The sequence below is a fragment of the Tanticharoenia sakaeratensis NBRC 103193 genome (assembly GCF_000963885.1).
GTDB classification, from domain to species: domain Bacteria; phylum Pseudomonadota; class Alphaproteobacteria; order Acetobacterales; family Acetobacteraceae; genus Tanticharoenia; species Tanticharoenia sakaeratensis.
In genome coordinates this window covers 171,289-189,413 of record NZ_BALE01000048.1, presented here as the reverse complement: position 1 = coordinate 189,413, position 18,125 = coordinate 171,289, and the positions used below count along the sequence as shown (strand labels likewise).

At 66.4% G+C, this 18,125-nt stretch carries 23 protein-coding genes; 14 read left to right on the top strand and 9 right to left on the bottom strand.

Annotated elements, in window-relative coordinates:
• Nucleotides 1-2 precede the first annotated feature (2 nt).
• The 5 genes from B8446_RS14450 to B8446_RS14430 form a co-directional block, all read right to left on the bottom strand.
• Nucleotides 3-995, bottom strand: coding sequence for a hypothetical protein (locus tag B8446_RS14450; protein WP_048850766.1), 993 nt, complete (start codon nt 993-995; stop codon nt 3-5).
• Nucleotides 992-1,942: an Hsp33 family molecular chaperone HslO gene (gene hslO, locus B8446_RS14445; RefSeq protein WP_048850871.1), complete on the bottom strand. Its 951-nt coding sequence runs from the start codon at nt 1,940-1,942 to the stop codon at nt 992-994. Before hslO ends, B8446_RS14450 begins: the two co-directional genes overlap by 4 nt.
• Nucleotides 1,943-1,976: 34 nt before the next feature.
• A complete protein-coding gene (argF, locus tag B8446_RS14440) occupies nt 1,977-2,963 on the bottom strand; it encodes an ornithine carbamoyltransferase (protein ID WP_048850764.1) in 987 nt (328 codons plus the stop codon).
• Nucleotides 2,960-4,141, bottom strand: a complete 1,182-nt coding sequence (locus tag B8446_RS14435; RefSeq protein WP_048850762.1) for an aspartate aminotransferase family protein — start codon at nt 4,139-4,141, stop codon at nt 2,960-2,962. Before B8446_RS14435 ends, argF begins: the two co-directional genes overlap by 4 nt.
• Before the next feature lie 203 nt (nt 4,142-4,344).
• Nucleotides 4,345-5,916, bottom strand: coding sequence for a D-aminopeptidase (locus B8446_RS14430; RefSeq protein WP_048850760.1), 1,572 nt, complete (start codon nt 5,914-5,916; stop codon nt 4,345-4,347).
• Nucleotides 5,917-6,052: 136 nt separating this feature from the next.
• Here B8446_RS14430 and B8446_RS14425 point away from each other — a divergent pair, with 136 nt between their 5' ends.
• The 9 genes from B8446_RS14425 (at nt 6,053) to B8446_RS16455 (ending at nt 10,949) form a co-directional block, all read left to right on the top strand.
• A complete protein-coding gene (locus tag B8446_RS14425) occupies nt 6,053-6,790 on the top strand; it encodes a regulatory protein RecX (RefSeq protein WP_084712365.1) in 738 nt (245 codons plus the stop codon).
• Nucleotides 6,787-7,239: a CHAP domain-containing protein gene (locus tag B8446_RS14420; protein WP_048850756.1), complete on the top strand. Its 453-nt coding sequence runs from the start codon at nt 6,787-6,789 to the stop codon at nt 7,237-7,239. Before B8446_RS14425 ends, B8446_RS14420 begins: the two co-directional genes overlap by 4 nt.
• 110 nt (nt 7,240-7,349) lie before the next feature.
• Nucleotides 7,350-7,637 (top strand): twin-arginine translocase TatA/TatE family subunit, encoded by a 288-nt coding sequence (gene tatA / locus B8446_RS14415; RefSeq protein WP_048850754.1) that lies wholly within the window; start codon nt 7,350-7,352, stop codon nt 7,635-7,637.
• Between the two features lie 24 nt (nt 7,638-7,661).
• Nucleotides 7,662-8,315, top strand: a complete 654-nt coding sequence (locus tag B8446_RS14410) for a methylthioribulose 1-phosphate dehydratase (RefSeq protein WP_084712364.1) — start codon at nt 7,662-7,664, stop codon at nt 8,313-8,315.
• Nucleotides 8,312-8,854, top strand: a complete 543-nt coding sequence (locus B8446_RS14405) for a 1,2-dihydroxy-3-keto-5-methylthiopentene dioxygenase (protein WP_048850753.1) — start codon at nt 8,312-8,314, stop codon at nt 8,852-8,854. Before B8446_RS14410 ends, B8446_RS14405 begins: the two co-directional genes overlap by 4 nt.
• Nucleotides 8,851-9,564, top strand: coding sequence for an acireductone synthase (gene mtnC, locus B8446_RS14400; RefSeq protein WP_048850750.1), 714 nt, complete (start codon nt 8,851-8,853; stop codon nt 9,562-9,564). The genes B8446_RS14405 and mtnC overlap by 4 nt, the downstream gene beginning before the upstream one ends.
• Nucleotides 9,561-10,484 carry a bifunctional riboflavin kinase/FAD synthetase gene (locus B8446_RS14395; RefSeq protein WP_048850748.1) on the top strand — a complete coding sequence of 308 codons (924 nt, stop codon included), beginning with the start codon at nt 9,561-9,563 and terminating at the stop codon, nt 10,482-10,484. The genes mtnC and B8446_RS14395 overlap by 4 nt, the downstream gene beginning before the upstream one ends.
• Nucleotides 10,481-10,735 carry a hypothetical protein gene (locus B8446_RS16460; RefSeq protein ID WP_199484130.1) on the top strand — a complete coding sequence of 85 codons (255 nt, stop codon included), beginning with the start codon at nt 10,481-10,483 and terminating at the stop codon, nt 10,733-10,735. The genes B8446_RS14395 and B8446_RS16460 overlap by 4 nt, the downstream gene beginning before the upstream one ends.
• Nucleotides 10,680-10,949, top strand: coding sequence for a GNAT family N-acetyltransferase (locus B8446_RS16455; RefSeq protein ID WP_199484129.1), 270 nt, complete (start codon nt 10,680-10,682; stop codon nt 10,947-10,949). The genes B8446_RS16460 and B8446_RS16455 overlap by 56 nt, the downstream gene beginning before the upstream one ends.
• Nucleotides 10,950-11,032: 83 nt before the next feature.
• Here B8446_RS16455 and B8446_RS14385 read toward each other — a convergent pair whose 3' ends face one another.
• Complete coding sequence (locus tag B8446_RS14385; RefSeq protein ID WP_084712363.1) at nt 11,033-11,362, bottom strand: hypothetical protein; 330 nt, start codon at nt 11,360-11,362, stop codon at nt 11,033-11,035.
• A gap of 150 nt (nt 11,363-11,512) precedes the next feature.
• The gene (locus B8446_RS16145; protein ID WP_148506026.1) at nt 11,513-11,890 is read right to left on the bottom strand and encodes a hypothetical protein; all 378 of its coding nucleotides are present in this window, start codon (nt 11,888-11,890) and stop codon (nt 11,513-11,515) included.
• Between the two features lie 192 nt (nt 11,891-12,082).
• On the opposite strand from B8446_RS16145, the gene B8446_RS14375 reads away from it, so the two are divergent.
• Complete coding sequence (locus tag B8446_RS14375) at nt 12,083-12,292, top strand: hypothetical protein (RefSeq protein ID WP_048850745.1); 210 nt, start codon at nt 12,083-12,085, stop codon at nt 12,290-12,292.
• A gap of 95 nt (nt 12,293-12,387) precedes the next feature.
• Nucleotides 12,388-12,711 (top strand): hypothetical protein, encoded by a 324-nt coding sequence (locus B8446_RS14370; RefSeq protein ID WP_048850742.1) that lies wholly within the window; start codon nt 12,388-12,390, stop codon nt 12,709-12,711.
• 88 nt (nt 12,712-12,799) lie between these two features.
• On the opposite strand, the gene B8446_RS14365 is transcribed toward B8446_RS14370, so the two are convergent.
• Both B8446_RS14365 and B8446_RS16140 read right to left on the bottom strand, forming a co-directional pair.
• The gene (locus tag B8446_RS14365; protein WP_048850740.1) at nt 12,800-13,432 is read right to left on the bottom strand and encodes an SOS response-associated peptidase; all 633 of its coding nucleotides are present in this window, start codon (nt 13,430-13,432) and stop codon (nt 12,800-12,802) included.
• Nucleotides 13,411-13,791: a hypothetical protein gene (locus B8446_RS16140; protein WP_148506025.1), complete on the bottom strand. Its 381-nt coding sequence runs from the start codon at nt 13,789-13,791 to the stop codon at nt 13,411-13,413. Before B8446_RS16140 ends, B8446_RS14365 begins: the two co-directional genes overlap by 22 nt.
• Nucleotides 13,792-14,043: 252 nt before the next feature.
• On the opposite strand from B8446_RS16140, the gene ileS reads away from it, so the two are divergent.
• The 3 genes from ileS (at nt 14,044) to B8446_RS14350 (ending at nt 18,111) form a co-directional block, all read left to right on the top strand.
• Nucleotides 14,044-16,956 (top strand): isoleucine--tRNA ligase, encoded by a 2,913-nt coding sequence (gene ileS, locus B8446_RS14360; RefSeq protein WP_048850738.1) that lies wholly within the window; start codon nt 14,044-14,046, stop codon nt 16,954-16,956.
• Nucleotides 16,953-17,468, top strand: coding sequence for a signal peptidase II (gene lspA / locus B8446_RS14355; protein ID WP_053053899.1), 516 nt, complete (start codon nt 16,953-16,955; stop codon nt 17,466-17,468). Before ileS ends, lspA begins: the two co-directional genes overlap by 4 nt.
• Before the next feature lie 82 nt (nt 17,469-17,550).
• Nucleotides 17,551-18,111 (top strand): DUF3035 domain-containing protein, encoded by a 561-nt coding sequence (locus B8446_RS14350; RefSeq protein ID WP_053053898.1) that lies wholly within the window; start codon nt 17,551-17,553, stop codon nt 18,109-18,111.
• Nucleotides 18,112-18,125 lie beyond the last annotated feature (14 nt).

Genomic DNA, 18,125 nt, shown 5'->3' with positions numbered 1-18,125 from the left:
CGTCAATCCTTCGCCCTGCGACCACCGAACAGCCGCTTCAGAAAACCGGGACGTGGATCCTCCGGAGACTGCTCGGCAGGCAAGGCCGAACCCGTGCCGTCCGTGGTGCGCAAGAGCGCCCACGCGGCGGATTCAGATCCGCCGTGTTCCAGCGGTGCTGCAACAGCCGGTTCCTCGTCCTTGAGGTCGGTCAGAGCCGAAGCGCGTCCGAGCCCGTAATCATGCGCCTTGAACGGCACGGCTTCGGCGATCTGCCGGGCATGGTCCGGATGAGCGGCATACCACGCCAGAATCCGACCCGGCAGAAGTGCTGGATCGGGCTGGTCGCTGACAATCAGATGTGCCTTCGGGCAGAAAAAGGACGGGCGCTCCATTGTCGCCCGTGTGTGCCATGTCAGGTAGAACGCTGCGTCATGCTCAGGGTCGTGAAAACGGTGCACCGCGAGTTCATCGCAGTCGAGCACGATCTGTGCACGCAGGGGCGCGCCGGTGAACGGAGATGCAACGATCAGGGCTTCGCTCGACACTCGCGATTCCAGAAGGGCCGCGATCCGCGTATCTTCGATCGCAAGACCCGTCTGCCCGGACATCATGCCGCCGGTCGTGGCCCATGAAGCAGGATAGATAGCGATCGCGTCCAGATTCTGCGCAGCCCACGCACCGGCAATTTCTGCCAGCAGGGGTGGCGGCAGATCGGACGATGGCGGCACGGCGTCAGGCGTGCCGGACAGGCTGCCCTTCACGAGCGGAACGGCCCATGATTCGGCGGCCCGCCAGAGCACCGTCCGTACATCTCCCTCGAGAAAGGCCGCGTGGGTGCTCAATACGGCCCCATCGGAACCGAGATACCAGCACACGGTCTGCCCGGTCGCGGCCCGGCGCAAGACAAGACCGGTCACGCCATCAGCCAGAGCCGTGCGGGCGATTTCATCCCAGCCATCGTAGAGGCGGTCGAACCACGCCCCGTCCCGAATGATGGGCGCCGCAAGGGTCATGAAGGATCGCGCTCGGGCATGATCCGGTCCCGCGGAAACCTGAAATCGACGTTGCAGAACTCGCAGGTCATGATGATCTGGTCGTTGACCGCCATGTGGTCGAGATCTTCTTCCGGAAACGTCTCCAGAAGCCCCGCCAGACGCGCGCGCGAGCATCGGCATCCATACGCAAGTGCGCGCGGTTGTCCTATGGCCAGATCGAGTGTTCCGAACAGCCGGTTCAGAAGTATGGTACCGTCAAGCGCATCATCCAGGATCTCGTCGCGCGTGACCGTCTCGGCCAGGGTCACGGCCGTGTCCCATGCATCCTGTCCGTCCGCCGTCAGGACGACATCCTCGACACCGCCGCCTGCTGCAATGCGTTCGAGCACGAGCGCGCCAGCGCGCCAGCCTGCATCCGTCCGATCGCAGAACAGCCTGATCCAGCAGGCGTGCTGCTCGCTGGTTTCGAAATAGTGCATCGCCATCTCGGCGAGGCTGTCGCCGGTGATCTCCACGATACCCTGGCTGCGCTCCGTATCGCCGCCGGGATCCACCGTGAAGGCCAGATAGCCTGCGCCGAGCAATGCTCCGGCACTCGTGTCCGCAGGCAGTCCGGCGCCGCCCTCGGTATCGGCCTTGATATAGAGCCGCAGCGCACCGCTGTCCGAACTGTCGGTGACAAGCGTCGAGACGGGCCCGTCGCCCTTGATCTGCAGCGAAAACGAGCCCTGAAATTTCAGGGTCGCCGACAGGGCTGCGACCAGCGCCAGCGCCTCGCCCCCGAGCCGCATTGCCGCATCGTCGAGCGTGCGGCGCGACAACAGGGCCTCGGCCAAGGGACCGAGCTGCACCATGCGACCGCGCACAGGCGCGTGGCGCAGGTGAAACGGCACGACGCCGCGCGGCACGACCGTATCGGGCACATCGGGGCGGTCGGTATCGAGAAAGATCGGTGTGTCGATCATGTATCCATCGGCCAAGAGTTTCCGGGGCGATCCTTCAGGCGGGCTCGACGCCGAAGCGCCGCCACCCCGGACCGCCAAGCGCCCACAGCAGCAGCCCCTTCTGGGCGTGAAGCCGGTTTTCCGCCTCGTCGAACACGACGGATTGCGGCCCTTCGAAGACGTCCTCGGACACCTCCTCCCCGACATGGGCAGGCAGGCAATGCATGAACAACGCCCTGGGATCGGCTGCGTTCATCAGATCGGACGTGACGCTGTAGGGTGCAAGGGTCTTCAGGCGCGCATCAGACGCCTGATCCGACATGCTGACCCACGTGTCGGTCACGACGCAATCGGCATCGCGCACGGCAGCACGGCTGTCCTGTGTCAGCTCGACCGTGGCGCCTTCGCTGCGTGCCCACGCAACCGCCTGGGGATCGGGCGCCATGTCCGCGGGCGTTGCCAGCGCGATGGTAAAGCCGAACCGTGCGGCTGTCTCGATCCAGGAGGTCGCGACATTGTTGCCGTCGCCGACCCAGGCGATGCGGCGCCCGGCAATCGGGCCGCGATGCTCCTCGAACGTCATGATGTCGGCCAGGATCTGCACTGGATGCGAGCGTGGCGTCAGCCCGTTGATGATCGGGATCGTGCTCCAGCGCGCCAGTTCCGCGACCTGTTCCGCATCGCCGCTGCGCACCACGACGGCATCGAGAAAGCGCGACAGGACGCGTGCCGTATCGGCCAGGCTCTCGCCGCGCCCGATCTGCATCTCGCCCGGCTGCATGACGGATACCGAACCGCCGAGCTGGCGCATGCCCACCTCGAACGACAGACGCGTCCGGGTCGAGGGCTTGGACAGCAGCAGACCCAGCGTGCGGCCTTCGAGCGGCCGCGCGGGATGCAGCGGACGGGTCCGTCCGCGCTGCATCGCCTTCACGTTCATGGCGAGGTCCACGATCCCGCGCAGCGTCGCGGCATCGAGATCGCGGAGTTCGAGGAAATGCCGGATCGGGGTCGCGTCCGGCTGGCTGGTCGCAGCACTCATGCGGCGTCTCCATCATAGGCACGGGCGGCCCGATCAAGCATGGCGCACGCCTGCGCGCAGGTATCGCGATCCACGATCAGCGGCGGAATCAGCCGGATCGTGTTGTCTCCGGCCGGCACACACAAAAGCCCCTCGTGCATCGCGGCATTCACGAGCGGTCCCACCGGCACGCGACATTTCAACCCGCGCATCAGGCCCACGCCCCGCACAGCCTCGAACACCGCCGGATGCACCTGAACGAGCCGCTCTAGCTGTTCGCCGAATGCCGCGCCGACGGATTGGACCTGCGCCAGGAAGCCGGGCTCAAGAATGGCCCGAAGCACAGCCAGCCCCGCGGCGCAGGCCAGCGGATTGCCGCCGAACGTCGTGCCGTGACTGCCGGGCGTCATCGCGCGCGCGATCTCCTCGGAGGCGAGGATCGCCCCCATCGGGAAACCGCCGCCGATGCCCTTGGCGACCGAGATGACATCCGGACGGATCTCCGCCCATTCATGCGCGAACAGACGCCCCGTTCGGCCCATTCCCGTCTGCACTTCGTCCAGCGCCAAAAACAGGCCGAATTCGTCGCAGGCGGCGCGCAGCGCGCGCAGGAACTGCGGATCGGGCACACGCACGCCACTTTCGCCCTGGATCGGCTCGACCATGACGGCCGCCGTCTCGGCCGTGATCGCCTGGCGCAAGGCGTTCAGGTTGTTGAACGGCACATGATCGAAACCTTCGACCACCGGCCCGAAACCCTTCTGGTAGGCCGGGTTGCCGGTCGCGGCGAGCATGGCCAGCGTGCGGCCGTGGAAGGCGCCGTCGCAGCAGATGATGCGCGTGCGCTCGGGGTGGCCGCGCTCGGCCTGCGCCCGGCGCACCATCTTGACCATGCCCTCGTTCGCTTCCGCGCCCGAATTGCAGAAGAATACGCTGTCGGCGAAGCTGTTGGAGACCAGCAGTTCGGCCAGCGCCTCGGCCTGTGGGATGCGGTAGAGGTTCGAGACGTGGATCACGCGTGCCGCCTGTTCGGCGATCGCCCGCGTCAGCTCGGGATGGCCGTGGCCGAGCGCGGACACCGCGATGCCGGCGCCGAAATCGAGAAATCGTCGCCCGTCCGCCGTGATCAGCCAGGCGCCGACCCCCCGCTCGAAAGCGAGGTCAGCGCGGTTGAACGTGGGCATCAAGGGGGCGATCATCGTATCTCGTATCAATCTGAAGGGTGAATGAAGCCAAAAAGGCGAATGTTCGGGCGGACGACGAAGGGCCGGCCCGAGCCCGCGATCGGGTCGGGCTTCATGCGACACGCCACGGACCATGATGCCGTTCCGAGCGGTTTTTCGTCAAATGGACGTGTGTATTATCGCGTCACGAAGCCGATACGCATGTCGCGCATGTCTGTTCAGCTCCGGTCGTACCGCAGGTTTCGGGCCAGCCAGCAGCCAAGGCGCAGCCCGCTTACCGTTCCGTCGGGCGCGCGATCAAAGGCCAGCGTCCAGTCACCCGGCGGGGCCACGTCCAGCGCGCGCGGGCAGGGCAGAACCCAGACGTCGCCTGCGAGGTGCTGAAGCCGTTCCATGCGTCCCAGGCCGAACGCGCCCGAAAAGCCGCCATATAGGATACCGCCCGCCGAACTGACGGTCAGCGTGGCAGCCAGCTCAGGCTCCAGTTCGGCGCAGGCATAGGTGCCCGCGATGTCCGATGCGGCGCTTCCTTCGACACGGCGCAAGGTGGTCGTGCGGTTCTCGCCCGGCCGTACCATCGACAGGTCCGACCCGGAAGGCGCCAGACGCGCCGTCTCCGACTGCGCGCTCCCGTCCGACAACACCTCCAGCATCTCCGTGCCGCCCAGATAGCGCAGGCCGACCCGCCCTTCCGGCGTCAGCGAGACACGGGCCGACAAGCCGGTTTCCATCTCGAGATAAACGCCGGGCAAGCCTGTATCGGGTGCATGGCCTGAAGGTGCGGCGGCATCCCCCACATCCAGCAGTGCATCCAGTACGTCGTTGGCCGCCCGACGCGCATCGGCCATATGGTTGAACAGCACCACAACGGATACGCGCGCATCGGCGACATGGAGCCGATGGCTGCGCCAGCCGCGCAACGCACCACCGTGGCCTGTGACCGCGCGGCCAAACCGCACCTCGCGGGCAAGTCCGAAGCCGTATCGCGCCGGCGCCCCGTCTGTGAACGTGACGGGCTGCGACAGCCGGTTGTAGAGCGCGTCCGGATCGTCCCGGCCGGCATCGATACTGCGCTCCCACGCGATCATGTCGTCGAGGCTTGCACCAAGGCCCGCGTCCCCGGTCCAGATGACACGGTTTTCAGCCGGCCGGAATCCCGCAGCCTCGGTCCCTTCGTAGCCTTCCGTGCCGTCGGGCAGCGCCCGCGTATCGGCCGCGAGAATGGCACGGTTCATGCCGAACCTGTCGAATAGCCGCGCCTGCAGAAGCTCCGCGAACCCGCGTCCCGTGTGCTCTTCGAGCGCATCGGACAGCAGGCGGAAATTCTGGTTCACGTAGGAATAGTGCATGCCGGGCGCGAACTGGAGCGTGCGTGTGCCGGCGATCAGCCGGCGCGCTTCCGCATCGCCGAACGCGGACTCGGCGGGCGCACCCAGAAGCATCGCGACCGCCCAGTAATCCCGCAGGCCGGACTGGTTGTGGCAGAGCTGAAGTGCCGTGGGCGGCGCCTGCATCAGGTTCGGAAGCCGCCTGCGCACTGCATCGTCCAGAGCAGATACGTCGCCCAGCAGATCGAGCGCCAGGCTGCAGGTGAACTGCTTGGTGATCGAGCACATCCGAAACAGCGTCTGTGGCGTGAAGGCAATCCGACGCTCCGCATTGGCATAGCCCCAGGCATGACGCACCAGAACCTCGCCGCGATGGAGCACCGCCACGGCGCCCCCGGGGCCGGGGTATCGGGAGGGCAGATCCGCGATCGCGGCATCGAGCCGGGCATGGTCCTTCGTCATGGAAATGAAGTCTGATCCAGCATGCGGCAGGACGCAAACCAGACAGGGCAAACCGAATGGAATGATCGCCAGATCCCGGGCGACATATCGCGAGCGGCATATCCCAAGATCGGGGCTTTCATGGCATGCTGGCCTCATGGTCCGACCCAGCGACGATCCTCGCCCCGCACTGCCTGACGACCCGTCGCCTGTACGCGCCGCGCGCCGCGGGCGTCGCCAGTCTCGCCGCGCACAGCCGGGGCCCACGACGGAAACGCCTGCGGGGCCCCCTCCCGGCCCGCCCGACGCACGGGCGTTGCGCGAGGCCGCCCTCGCTCATCTCGCCCGCTTCGCCACGACCCGGCAGGGGCTCGAAGCCGTATTGAACCGACGCCTTCTGTCATGGGGACGGCGGGCCGCCCGGGCCGGGATGGACGACGAGACGATCGCCTCGGCCATTGCGGTCGTTCGTCCTTCGATCACGCAGATCGCCGTCGACATGATCACCCTCGGCGCGTTGGACGATCGCGCCTTCGCTGAAAGTCGCGCACGCGGCCTGACCCGCTCGGGCCGTTCGCGACGGGGTGTTGCGGCCCATCTGGCCCAGCGCGGTGTAGAGGCGGACATCGCGGTCGAAGCCCTGGACGAGGCACTGGGCGAGCGGGGCGATGCGGCCGGGGCGGATGCCGAACTCGGCGCGGCCCTCGTGCTGGCCCGCAAACGCAGGCTCGGGCCATGGGTGCGAGCGGATGCACCGGACGTCGATGCGGCCGGTCGGATGAAGATCCTGGCGATCTTCGCGCGGGCCGGGTTCTCGCGCGATGTGGCCGAGGCCGCGCTGTCCATGGACGCTGACGAAGCGGAAGCGCGGATCATCGCGCTCCGCTCGGCATGAGACGCCCGGTCGCGCTGCTGCTGTGCCTTGGGCTGGCAGCCTGCGGCGGATCGGGCTTCAACGGCTCCGTGCAGTGCGCGCCCTATGCCCGCTCGGTGACCGGACTGCACCTGTCGGGTTCGGCCGCGTCGTGGTGGCGGCAATCCGCCGGGCGATATGCCCGCACGAGCCGCCCGGCCCCTGGCGACGTGCTCGTGTTCCGGGCGACCCGGCGTCTGCCCTCCGGACATGTATCCGTCGTGCGCCGGACCATGGGCACGCGGGCCATCCTGGTCGATCAGGCGAACTGGGAGCCTGGACGGATCGATCACGGATCACTTGTCGTCGATGTGTCGCCCGAGAATGACTGGACCCGGGTCAGGGTCTGGTGGAAGCCAAGCCACGGTCTGGGCCGTACAGCCTATCCGACATTCGGTTTCATCACGCCGTTCGCCCCCGATATCTCGTGACGTTCAAGGCCGATTGCACGCTTGGCGCTTGCAAGACACTTCACACCGGGCCATGTGAGAGGCCGATATGTCCCGGGTCTGAGAGCGGGGCCAAGAGGTGAGGATCGATCATGGGTAGTCTCAGTCCCCTGCATTGGCTGATCGTGCTCGCGGTCGTGCTGGTCGTGTTCGGCGGCGGCGGCAAGATCAGCACGATGATGGGTGATTTTGCCAAGGGCATCAAATCGTTCAAGAAAAACATGTCCGATGACGAATCGATGGAGGCTGGCCCGTCCAACGGTGGTCACATCGCGCCGCCGTCGGGCTATCCGCAACAGGGCTATCAGGGCCCCTATCCGCAGAACACGACCACGGCTGCCCCCCAGCCTGGGACCCAGTCCGCTCCCCCGCGCGGCTGAACGGCCAAGAGCGAACGCCATCTGATGGACTGGCCGGAATCCCCGTTCGCGCTGCCCGATCACGCGTCCGGCAGTGAGACCATGGCCGACGCGGCACGCGAGATCGTCGCCGCCGGCCGGCGCATGGACAGGCTCGGCTTCCTGCCCGCAACGGCGGGCAATCTCAGTCGCCGCCTGTCTTCCGACCGCTTCGCGATCACGCGCTCGGGCGGCCACAAGGGCTTCCTGACCGAAGCGGACGTGATCGAGGTCGGACTCGACGGGCAGGCCGTGCGCGCCGGCGATCGTCCCAGCGCCGAGACGCTGCTGCACTGCCAGATCTACGAACACGAGCCCGAAGCGCAGGCGATCCTGCACGGCCATTCGCTTGCAGCAACCGTACTGTCGCGTTTCGTGCGCGATACCATCGTCCTCGAGGGCTATGAGGTTCAGAAGGTCTTTGCCGGCCAGACGACCCATACGGCCGCCATCCGCGTTCCGGTCTTCGACAACGATCAGGATATCCCGCGACTGGCTCGCAATGTCGCCCCGCTGTTGAACGACATGCCGGCGGGCTATGTCATTCGCGGTCACGGCGTCTACGTATGGGGGCCGAATATGAAAAGCGCCATGGCCCGTATGGAGGGGCTCGAATTCCTCCTCGCCTGCACGCTGCATGAAAGGAGTCTCGCACGATGAGCCGACTGACCGTCTATCGCGACGATGCGCCCGGAATTGCCACGCTCGATACCGACAACCCGCGAGAGATCGCAACCACGCTGCAGCCGCACGGCATCCGCTTCGAGCGCTGGGACGGCGTGGCGCCCCCTCCGTACGACGCATCGCCCGAAGCCGTTCTCGACACCTATCGGCCGTATCTGGACGCCCTGATGGGCGAGACCGGCGCCGGCACGGCTGACGTGGTGCGGATCAATGCCGCGACACCCAATCTCGGCGCGCTGCGGGACAAGTTCCGCACCGAGCACACCCACACCGAGGACGAGGTCCGTTTCTTCGTCCATGGCAGCGGTGCGTTCGTGCTGCATATCGACGGTCAGGTTTTTTCAGTCATGTGCACACAGGGCGACCTGATCTCGGTGCCGACAGGCACGGCGCACTGGTTCGATGCCGGCCCCACCCCCGATGTCGTGGCCCTGAGAGTCTTCACGGACACGACCGGATGGGTCGCCCATTACACCGGCGATGCCATCGCCGAGCGGTTCCCGGCCGCCGCATGAGCGGCGATCGCGCGGCTCCGCCGGTTCGCCTCATCCTGCTCGATATCGAAGGGACGACGGCCCCCATCGCATTCGTGCGCGACACGCTGTTTCCCTATGCCGCACGGACGCTGCCGGATTTCGTGCGCACTCATGCGGACAGCCCCGATGTCGCATCGGCCCTTGCTGCCACGCGTGACATCGCCCCTGACCGCGATCCGGTGGGCCAGCTGCTCGACTGGATCGCACGCGACGAGAAGATCGCGCCGCTCAAGACGCTGCAGGGTCTGGTCTGGCGTGAAGGGTTTGCGCGCGGGGAACTGCGCGCGCAGCTTTATCCCGACGTCGTGCCGGTCCTGCACGCCTGGAAGGCAGCCGGGTATCGACTGGCCGTCTATTCGTCCGGCTCGGCCGCATCCCAGCGTCTGCTCTACGGTCATACCGATCAGGGCGATCTGACCGGCCTGTTCTCGGCCTTCCACGATCTCGCCATGGGATCGAAGAAGGAGGCGGCGAGCTATCGCGCGATCGCCGCGGCCGAAGGCCTTGCGCCGGGCGAAATCCTGTTCCTGTCCGACATCGCGGCCGAGCTCCATGCGGCGCGGGACGCGGGGTGCAGGATCTGCCAGATCGTTCGCCCGCAGGACGGCACCATCGTCGACCCGACCCTGCCGCACGTGGCCGATCTCGCTGCGTGCGATGCCCATCTCGAGGCCCTGTCCGCCGCATGACACTTCATACCGACTGGCGCAGCATTCCTGAGGAGGCACGCGGCGCTGTCGCGGCCCTGGGCAATTTCGACGGCGTGCATCGCGGGCACGCCCATCTCCTGCACGCGCTGCACTCCGCCCGGCCCGACCGGCCCCTGTCCGTCGTGACGTTCGAGCCGCACCCGCGCGAACTGTTCCGACCGCAGGACCCCCCCCTGCGGCTTACCCTGCCGGAAGAGCGTTATCAGGCCCTGACGGCGCTTGGCGTCCGTCACGTCTTCCAGATCAGCTTCGAGCCGGATTTCTCCCATCTTGGGGCCAGCGAATTTGTCCGCGAAGTGCTGCATAACGGGCTGGGCCTTCAGCATGTCGCCTGCGGACCCGACTTCGCGTTCGGGCATCGTCGCGGCGGCGACGTCGCCCTGCTCGAAGCCCTGCTGGAGCCGCTGGGGATCGGGCTCACGGTCGTCCCGCCCCTGTCCGACGTCGGCGGACCGCTGTCCTCCACCCGAATCAGGCGCCTGCTGCAGGAAGGCTATCCCGAACGCGCCGCCGAGGAACTGGGACGCATGTGGTCGATCCGGGGTATCGTCCACAAGGGCGACCAGCGCGGCCGCCTGCTTGGATTCCCGACCGCGAACGTCCCGCTCGGCCGCCATATCGAACCCGCGCGCGGCGTCTATGCCGTGACCGTGCGGCTCTCCGATGGCCGCATCATCCCGGGCGTCGCCAATATCGGCCGCCGTCCGACATTCGACGACGGCCAGGAAAGCCGCGTCGAGGCACATCTCTTCGATTTCGACGAAGATCTGTATGGCCAGACGCTTCAGATCACGCTGCATACCCTGCTGCGCGAGGAACGGCGGTTCGAAGGATTCGAGGCGCTCAAGCAGCAGATCATGCTCGACGCCGTACAGGCCCGTGCCGTTCTGGATGCATGACGCGTGATCTGCGGATCAGTCAGGCCGCCGAAACACCCGAGGCCTGGCTCGATCTTCGCCAGATGCTCTGGCCCGAAGCGGACGACCATCAGGCAGCCATCGTCTTCATGAAGGCCGATACCGCCGCATGGCTTGCCTGGATCGATGGAACAGCATGTGGTCTGTGCGAAGCGGCACTTCGCCGGGACTACGTCAATGGCTGTTCCACGACGCCCGCTGCGTTTCTCGAAGGGTATCTGCGTCACGCCTGACCATCGACGGCGCGGCATCGCCCGCGCATTGATCGACACGATGATTGCCTGGGCCTCGGCACAGGGCTGTGTCGAATGCGCATCCGATGCCCCGATCGACAATGCCGCATCACACAGTCTGCACCGGGCCCTGGATTTTACCGAGACCGAGTGCGTCGTCTTCTTCCGGCGGCCCATCTCCGCCGCGCGCCGGGACGATCCGCCAATCCCTTGATCGGCTACCGGTGCACGCCGTCCCCGCACGTGCGGACGCCGCGACCCTGATGTGTCGCGGCATCACATCGGCAACGATTGCAATCAGCCGTTCGCGAATAGACGAGGCCAGCGCCTTTCCGCCCAGACGAGCCCGCGATCCGTCAGCGCCCGCAGGGGTGGCACATCGTCCGACAGAAGAATCAGCCCCAAGGGCAGCATCCACAGTCCAAGAACCGGCAGGAAGAACAGGCATCCGCCGAAGCAGAACGCGATGCCCATCGTAATCCGCGCCACGCGCATCTCCGGATGACGCAGACACACGACCGTGTCGCGTGCCCATCGTGGCAGATGCGTCAGAAGGGCCGCGATCCGGCGTTCGCGGTCGGATTGCGTGTCATGCGGTCTGAGTGCGCGGTCTGAAAAATCGGTCATGCGAACGCCAACGCACGTCCGCGACCCCGGATTGCGTCAGGCCCTGTATCCGAACATGTCAGCCAGACCGGCACGCTGTCCGGCCCGTCGCCATCGGAGACAGCGTGCAACGATTGATTGTGCCTCGCCAATACATGTCGATCTGTTGTGTCAGTCGTGCGGATTCCGGTCCTGTCCACCGGGTCCGCCCGGAGGTGGCGGACAATCCCATGGCGGCCGGTGCCCGAAACCGCCGGGCGGCCGAGGCGGGCCGTCATGGCCGGCACCCATATCGCGATCGTCCGGTGCACCTTGCTGTGGCGGCTCGGGCGGCGGACCATGATCGCCGTTCGGGGGATGAGGCGGACGACCGCAATGATGCCGGTCATGCGGACCTGTGTCTGAGGCCGGCCCATCCGTCGGTGCCATCGTGGAATAGACTTCGCCATTATAGGACGTCGTGCTCTGCGCGACCGCGCCATGTCCTGCAAGCCAGACGGCACACAGCCCGGCAATCGAGGCGAGTGCCGGGAAAGTTCTCCGCGTCATGGCCTTCCTTCTTTCTGAAGCCACGACAGTCTGCCCGTAAACTTCAGGCCCTTCGAGTTACAAACGGCAAGGTACAGTAGCGCGGTCCTGCTGCCCGCCCATCGGTCTCGTGTGCGAAAAATCTTGAATCCACGCATCACGACTTCCATATTTGCGTGACCTTTCTTTGCAGCAAGAAGGAGGTGAAGTGCAATGGTGGGGATTCTCGAGTATTACAAGTCACAGGCGTTCCGGATGCTTGCGACCGAACATCAGCGGCGCAATCTGGCCCGACTCAGGCACTCGGCAGCCAACGCCGCCGAACAGGCCGGGGTCGCACGCGACAGGCTGGTCGATACTGCCCGGCGTGCCGCCGACGCTGTAACGGATGCTGCAGGCGGCGGCCGTATCAAGACGGGCTGACGAACCGACCTGAAGATGTCGTGAGGTCCGGTATGGCGGAACCCGGGGTTCCGCCGCGCCTTTTCACTCCTCCAGTGTCTGGAGAGGGCCGATACATGCAGGCAAAGTGTCAGGGACCGCTGATCGTCATCGAGGGTGATGGCGTCTATCATGCCATCGCGGCGCATAGCATCACGCGGATCACGCTCGTCGTTGCGGCACCCAACGTGACACGTGTCGGCAAGTCGGATCGAACGGCACGGATCTTCATCAACAGCGAAGGCGCCCCGCTGGATATCGATGCCGACATGTGCGTCGAGCTGACCGCATTATGGCAGAAGGCCCTGAAAGGCCCCGATCCCGCGCCGCAGGTCAAACCTGACCCGCAGGCCGGCCAGCCTCCGGCTCAAATCGCACCGGAAGCCTCGGCACGCCCGTAAGCCTTTCCGGTAAGCGGCCGTCCCGGATCGGCCGCCCGGTTATGGTTCGGAGCCGATCGGCAAAGGCGAGTCTGGGTGGCTGGCGAGGTCAGGCTTGAACGACTGTCAGGGCCGCATCTCGGAGCGGTCTTTGAAGTGTCCTGGCGACGTCCCAAGGTGCATCGAGCCAGACATCGACCTCATCGGCGGTTTCGAGCACGACCGGCATGGCTTTCGGATGATAGGGTCGCACGATGTCATTTGCCTCCGTCGTCAGGAAGCCGAACAGGTCCGCCGTGATCTCGCCCTCCCTGATCTTCCGAACGCTGGTCCATGTCGTGTGAAGTCCTGCAAAGAAGCGGAGCGGCCGATCGTCATCCGCCGCAAACCAGACGGGCTCGAATGTACCGTCCTCCTGCCGCGCCATTTCCGAAAATGAGGTCCACGGCACGACACACCGGTGCTGCGGGCTCAGCCAGCGTCGCCAGTGCGGAGATGCGGTGTTGCGGATGTTCGTCACACCCCGATCGGTCTTTTTCCCGGCCAATGCAAAGGCGGGCGAGGGCATGCCCCAGCGTGCCATGACCATTTCGCGCCCATCCGCTCCGTTCTGTACGATCGGCGCCGACTGATCGGGATAGATGGACGGCAGCGGCGCAAGATTGCCGGTGCGGTCTTGCATGGCGCCTGCAAGGTCCCGGATCGCCTGCTGGTTGCTGGTCATGCTGTAGAGATTACACATCGCGCACCACTATCGAGCCAAAGGTCGCCCTGCAGGTCATCCGTACCCCTGACGGCAGACGCCGCGGACAGGCGCGGGACGAACGGGATATCGAAATCGTTCAGGCGGCAATTTTCAATCATGGTCTGGAAAGCCGGATCACTGCGCGGATCCAGCCAACCGTGCGCGGCGCTCCCGGAATTGTCGGTGGACGGCTGGCACCGCGCGGCCACCAGATCGAATGGCCCGGCATTTCCAGCGCGGTTGCCCTGCGCCACTATCCGTCGCAACGGCTGGCTAGCTGTCTCGTGAGAAACAGCGCCACACGCGCCAAGGGCCGGCAGCAGGGACATCGAGGCGGCGGGACAGCGTGCGACCATGCTCCTCCAACGCTCACATGCCCGGACCGTTTTCAGTCTGTTTCGACCGGGCCGTTCATGATGCAGGTCAGGCCTCCCGGGGGCGAACCCGCGCTGGCAGGCTGGTCCCGACGGGAGCGCCGACGGCCGTGCGATCCCTATGCGCGACAAGGGCCCGGCGCTGCCTGCTCTTGACCCACGGCCATGCGGCTCTCCATAACCGGCGATCCTCCCGCGCCAGATCAGCGCAACGACCCGGAGACTGCCTCGTCCATGCCCCCCGCCGACCAGACGCCCGACCAGGACCGCTACCGCGACACGGTCTTCCTGCCCCGCACGGCCTTTCCGATGCGCGGCAACCTGCCCGTCCGGGAGCCCGATATCCTCGCGCGCTGGAAGGCCATGGATCTCGACGGCCGGATCGCCCGCGAAGCCGAGGGCCGGCCGCGCTTCACGCTGCATGACGGCCCACCCTACGCGAACGGCAATCTTCATATCGGGCACGCGCTCAACAAGATCATGAAGGACGTCGTCAACCGCGCACATCGCATGGCGGGCTTCGCCGTGCATTACGTGCCGGGCTGGGACTGTCACGGCCTGCCGATCGAGTGGCGGATCGAGGAACAGTATCGCAAGTCGGGCCGCGACAAGGATGTTGTGCCCGTCCTCCAGTTCCGCGCCGAATGCCGCGACTATGCCGCCCACTGGCTGGGCGTGCAGAGCGACGAGTTCCAGCGTCTCGGCGTGCAGGGCGACTGGGCCGGGCGCTACGCCACGATGGACTTCTCGTCGGAGGCGGCGATCGTCGAAGAAATCGGCCGGTTCCTGCTCAATGGCGGGCTCTATCGCGGCCTGCGCCCGGTGATGTGGAGCCCCGTCGAGAAGACCGCGCTCGCCGAAGCCGAAATCGAATATCACGACATCGATTCGACCACGATCCACGTGGCCTTCCCATTCGTGAGCGACCCGACGCCGGGTGATGCGCTCGACGGTGTCTCGGCCGTCATCTGGACCACGACGCCCTGGACCATCCCCGCCAACCGCGCGCTCGCGTATGGACCGGACTTCACCTATGTCGTCCTGCGCGTGGACGACATCGCCGATGGCAGCCTCGTGCCGCGTGGTGCCCGTCTGCTGGTCGCCGAGGACCGTGTCGCGGCGTTCTGCGATGAAGCCGGCATCACCGCGCATCACATTCTCTACACGATGCCGGGCGAGGCCCTTGCAGGCGCCATCTGCGCCCATCCGCTGCGCGGGCAGGGGTTCGATTTCGACGTGCCCCTGCTGGCCGGCGATTTCGTCACGACCGACGCGGGCACCGGCCTTGTTCACATGGCGCCGGCCCACGGTCAGGATGACTTCCTGCTGACCCGCCAGCACGGCATCCCCGTCCCCGAACTGGTCATGGACGACGGTCGTTACGCCGAAACCGTGCCCCTGTTCGCCGGGACGCACGTCTTCAAGGCAGCCGATCCGGTCTGTACGGCGCTGTCGGATGCGATGACACGCAGCCAGCGGGCGGGCGAGGCCCCGTCCGGTCTGATCGCGCGCGGCACGATCCATCATTCCTATCCCCATTCCTGGCGCTCGCGCGCGCCCGTCATCTTCCGTGCGACGCCGCAATGGTTCATCGGCATGGACACCCAGGCCGATGCGTCTGTGGAAACGCGCGCGTCCAACCACGGAACCTTGCGGGAGATGGCGCTGGACGCGCTCGGTCAGGTCCGTTTCGTGCCGGAATCATCGCGCAACCGCCTGACCTCGATGGTCGCGGGGCGTCCGGACTGGTGCATCTCGCGCCAGCGCGCCTGGGGTGTTCCGATCGCCGTCTTCGTCGAGAAGGCAACGGGCGAGGTGCTGCGCGATCCGGCCGTCATGGCGCGTGTCGTGACGGCCTTCCGCGAACACGGCGCCGATATCTGGTACAGCGCCGATCCGGCCGAGTTCCTCGGCCCCGACCGCGATCCGGATGCCTACGAACAGGTGTTCGACATCGTGGACGTGTGGTTCGAAAGCGGCTCGACCCACGCCTTCACGCTGGACCGCGACGGGCTGGACTTCCCCGCCGACCTTTATCTGGAAGGCTCGGACCAGCATCGCGGCTGGTTCCAGTCGTCCCTGCTGGAGAGCGTCGGCACACGCGGCATCGCGCCCTTCAAGGCGATCGTGACCAACGGCTTCGTGCTGGACGAGCAGGGCCGCAAGATGTCGAAATCCCTCGGCAACACGGTCTCGCCGCAGGATGTCATCAAGCAGTACGGCGCAGATATCCTGCGTCTGTGGGTCGTCAATTCCGACACCAACGAAGACCTGCGGATCGGATCGGAGATCCTCAAGCAGCAGGGCGAGCTCTATCGCCGCCTGCGCAACACGTTGCGTTGGCTTCTCGGCGCGCTGGACGGCTTCTCGGCGGACGAGATCGTCCCGCACGACGAATTGCCGGGCCTCGAGCGGTTCATCCTGCATCGCGTCTCGGAACTGTCGGCCATGGTGGCGCAGGCCGTGGAGACGCATCAATGGGTCGGCGTCTATCCGAGCCTGCACGGCTTCTGCACCAACGAGCTGTCAGCCTTCTATTTCGACGTGCGCAAGGACGCGCTCTATTGCGATGCGCCCGACAGCCATCGCAGGCGCAGCGCCCGCACCGTGCTCGACATCCTGCATCGCGCACTCTGCGCGTGGCTGGCGCCCGTTCTGGTCTTCACCGCCGAGGACGCCTGGTGCGCCCGCTTCGGCGAGAATGAGAGCGTGCATCTGGTGACGTTCCCGACCGTGCCGGAGAGCTGGTCGGATCCCGAACTCGCCGACACATGGGATGCGGCCCGCGCCGTGCGCCGTCTGATCACGACCGAGATCGAGGCGGCCCGCCGGTCTGGCGCCATCGGTTCGTCGCTGCAGGCGCAGGTGTCGCTGCCGCTTTCGGAATACGAGGCGCGCGTGTTCTCGACGATCGACTGGGCGGAACTCGCCATTGTGTCGCATGCCGAAGTCGAGATCATGCCGGGCAGCGCGTCGCTGTATCTGGACGATCCGGATGCACCCGGCGGCGAGCCCCACGGTGGCCCGGTCGTGCGCGAGGCATCGGGACAGAAATGCGCCCGCTGCTGGCGCGTGCTGGACGAGGTCGGGACAAACGCAGCGCACGACGCGCTGTGCCTGCGCTGCGTGTCGGTCGTGGCAGAATGAGCGACACGATCCCGGCCGTGGAATCCGACGCCGGGCGGACGGCCCGCCTTCTGGCGGGCTTTCTCGCCGTGGCAATCGTGCTGATCGCGGATCAGGCCAGCAAGCACTGGATCCTCTATGGTCTCGACCTGCCGCAGCGCGGTTCGGTCGCGGTCCTGCCGTTCCTGAACTTCACGATGGTCTGGAACCACGCGGTGACGTTCGGGATGTTCGGCGGCGTGGGCCGTCACGGTCCGCTTGTCTTCTCGACGATCTCGATGATTGCCGTGCTGGCCCTGCTTGCCGCGATGTGGCGGGCACGCAAGCTCTGGATCGCGATCGCCATCGGCGCGATCGCAGGCGGCGCGGTCGGCAACGTGATCGACCGGCTGCGCTACGGCGCCGTGGTCGACTTCCTGCACGCGCATGCCTTCGGCTACAGCTGGTATGTCTTCAATGTCGCGGATTCGGCTATCGTCTGCGGCGTCATCGCCTGGGCGGCGGACAGCCTGTTCTCCCGTCCCACCCCCTGAACCCGCCGTGTGCGTGGCCGGACCGCGGCCCTGTTCTGGCCTCTTGTCTGGTCGCAGACGCAACGGTAGAGATGAGCGCACCATGGCCAAGCTCCTTACCCGTCCTGTCGTGACCCGACTTTGTATGTCCGCCTCGGCCCTCGTGGGTGTGAGCATGCTCGCCGGCTGCACCGGTGCCGACGTGTCACGGGCTTTCGGCCTCACGCGTGACGTGCCGGACGAATACACCGTCACGACGCGGCCGCCGCTCTCGATGCCGCCGTCCGAGAGCCTGGGAGCACCGGGCAGCACGACGATGGCGAGTTCCGTGGACCAGAGCCCGCGCATGCAGGCGCTGGAGACGCTGTCTCCCAATGCCGCGCTCAACAACACCAACGGCAGCAGCAGCGCCGGACAGAGCGCCCTCGTCGGCGCTGTCAACCAGGGCGCTTCCGCGCCGAATAATGCGGAACTGAGCCCGGCCGGCGCCGGCTTCGTGGACAACCTGATGTTCTGGCAGGCCGGTTCGGCCGGCTCCGTCGTCGATGGACAGGCCGAGAACGGCCGGATCCGTCAGAATGCAGCCTTGGGCCGGGCACAGACCAATGGCGCCACGCCGACCGTGCGCGGCAAGTCCTCGGGCGGGATGCTCGGCATCTTCTGATCGCGGGATTGCGG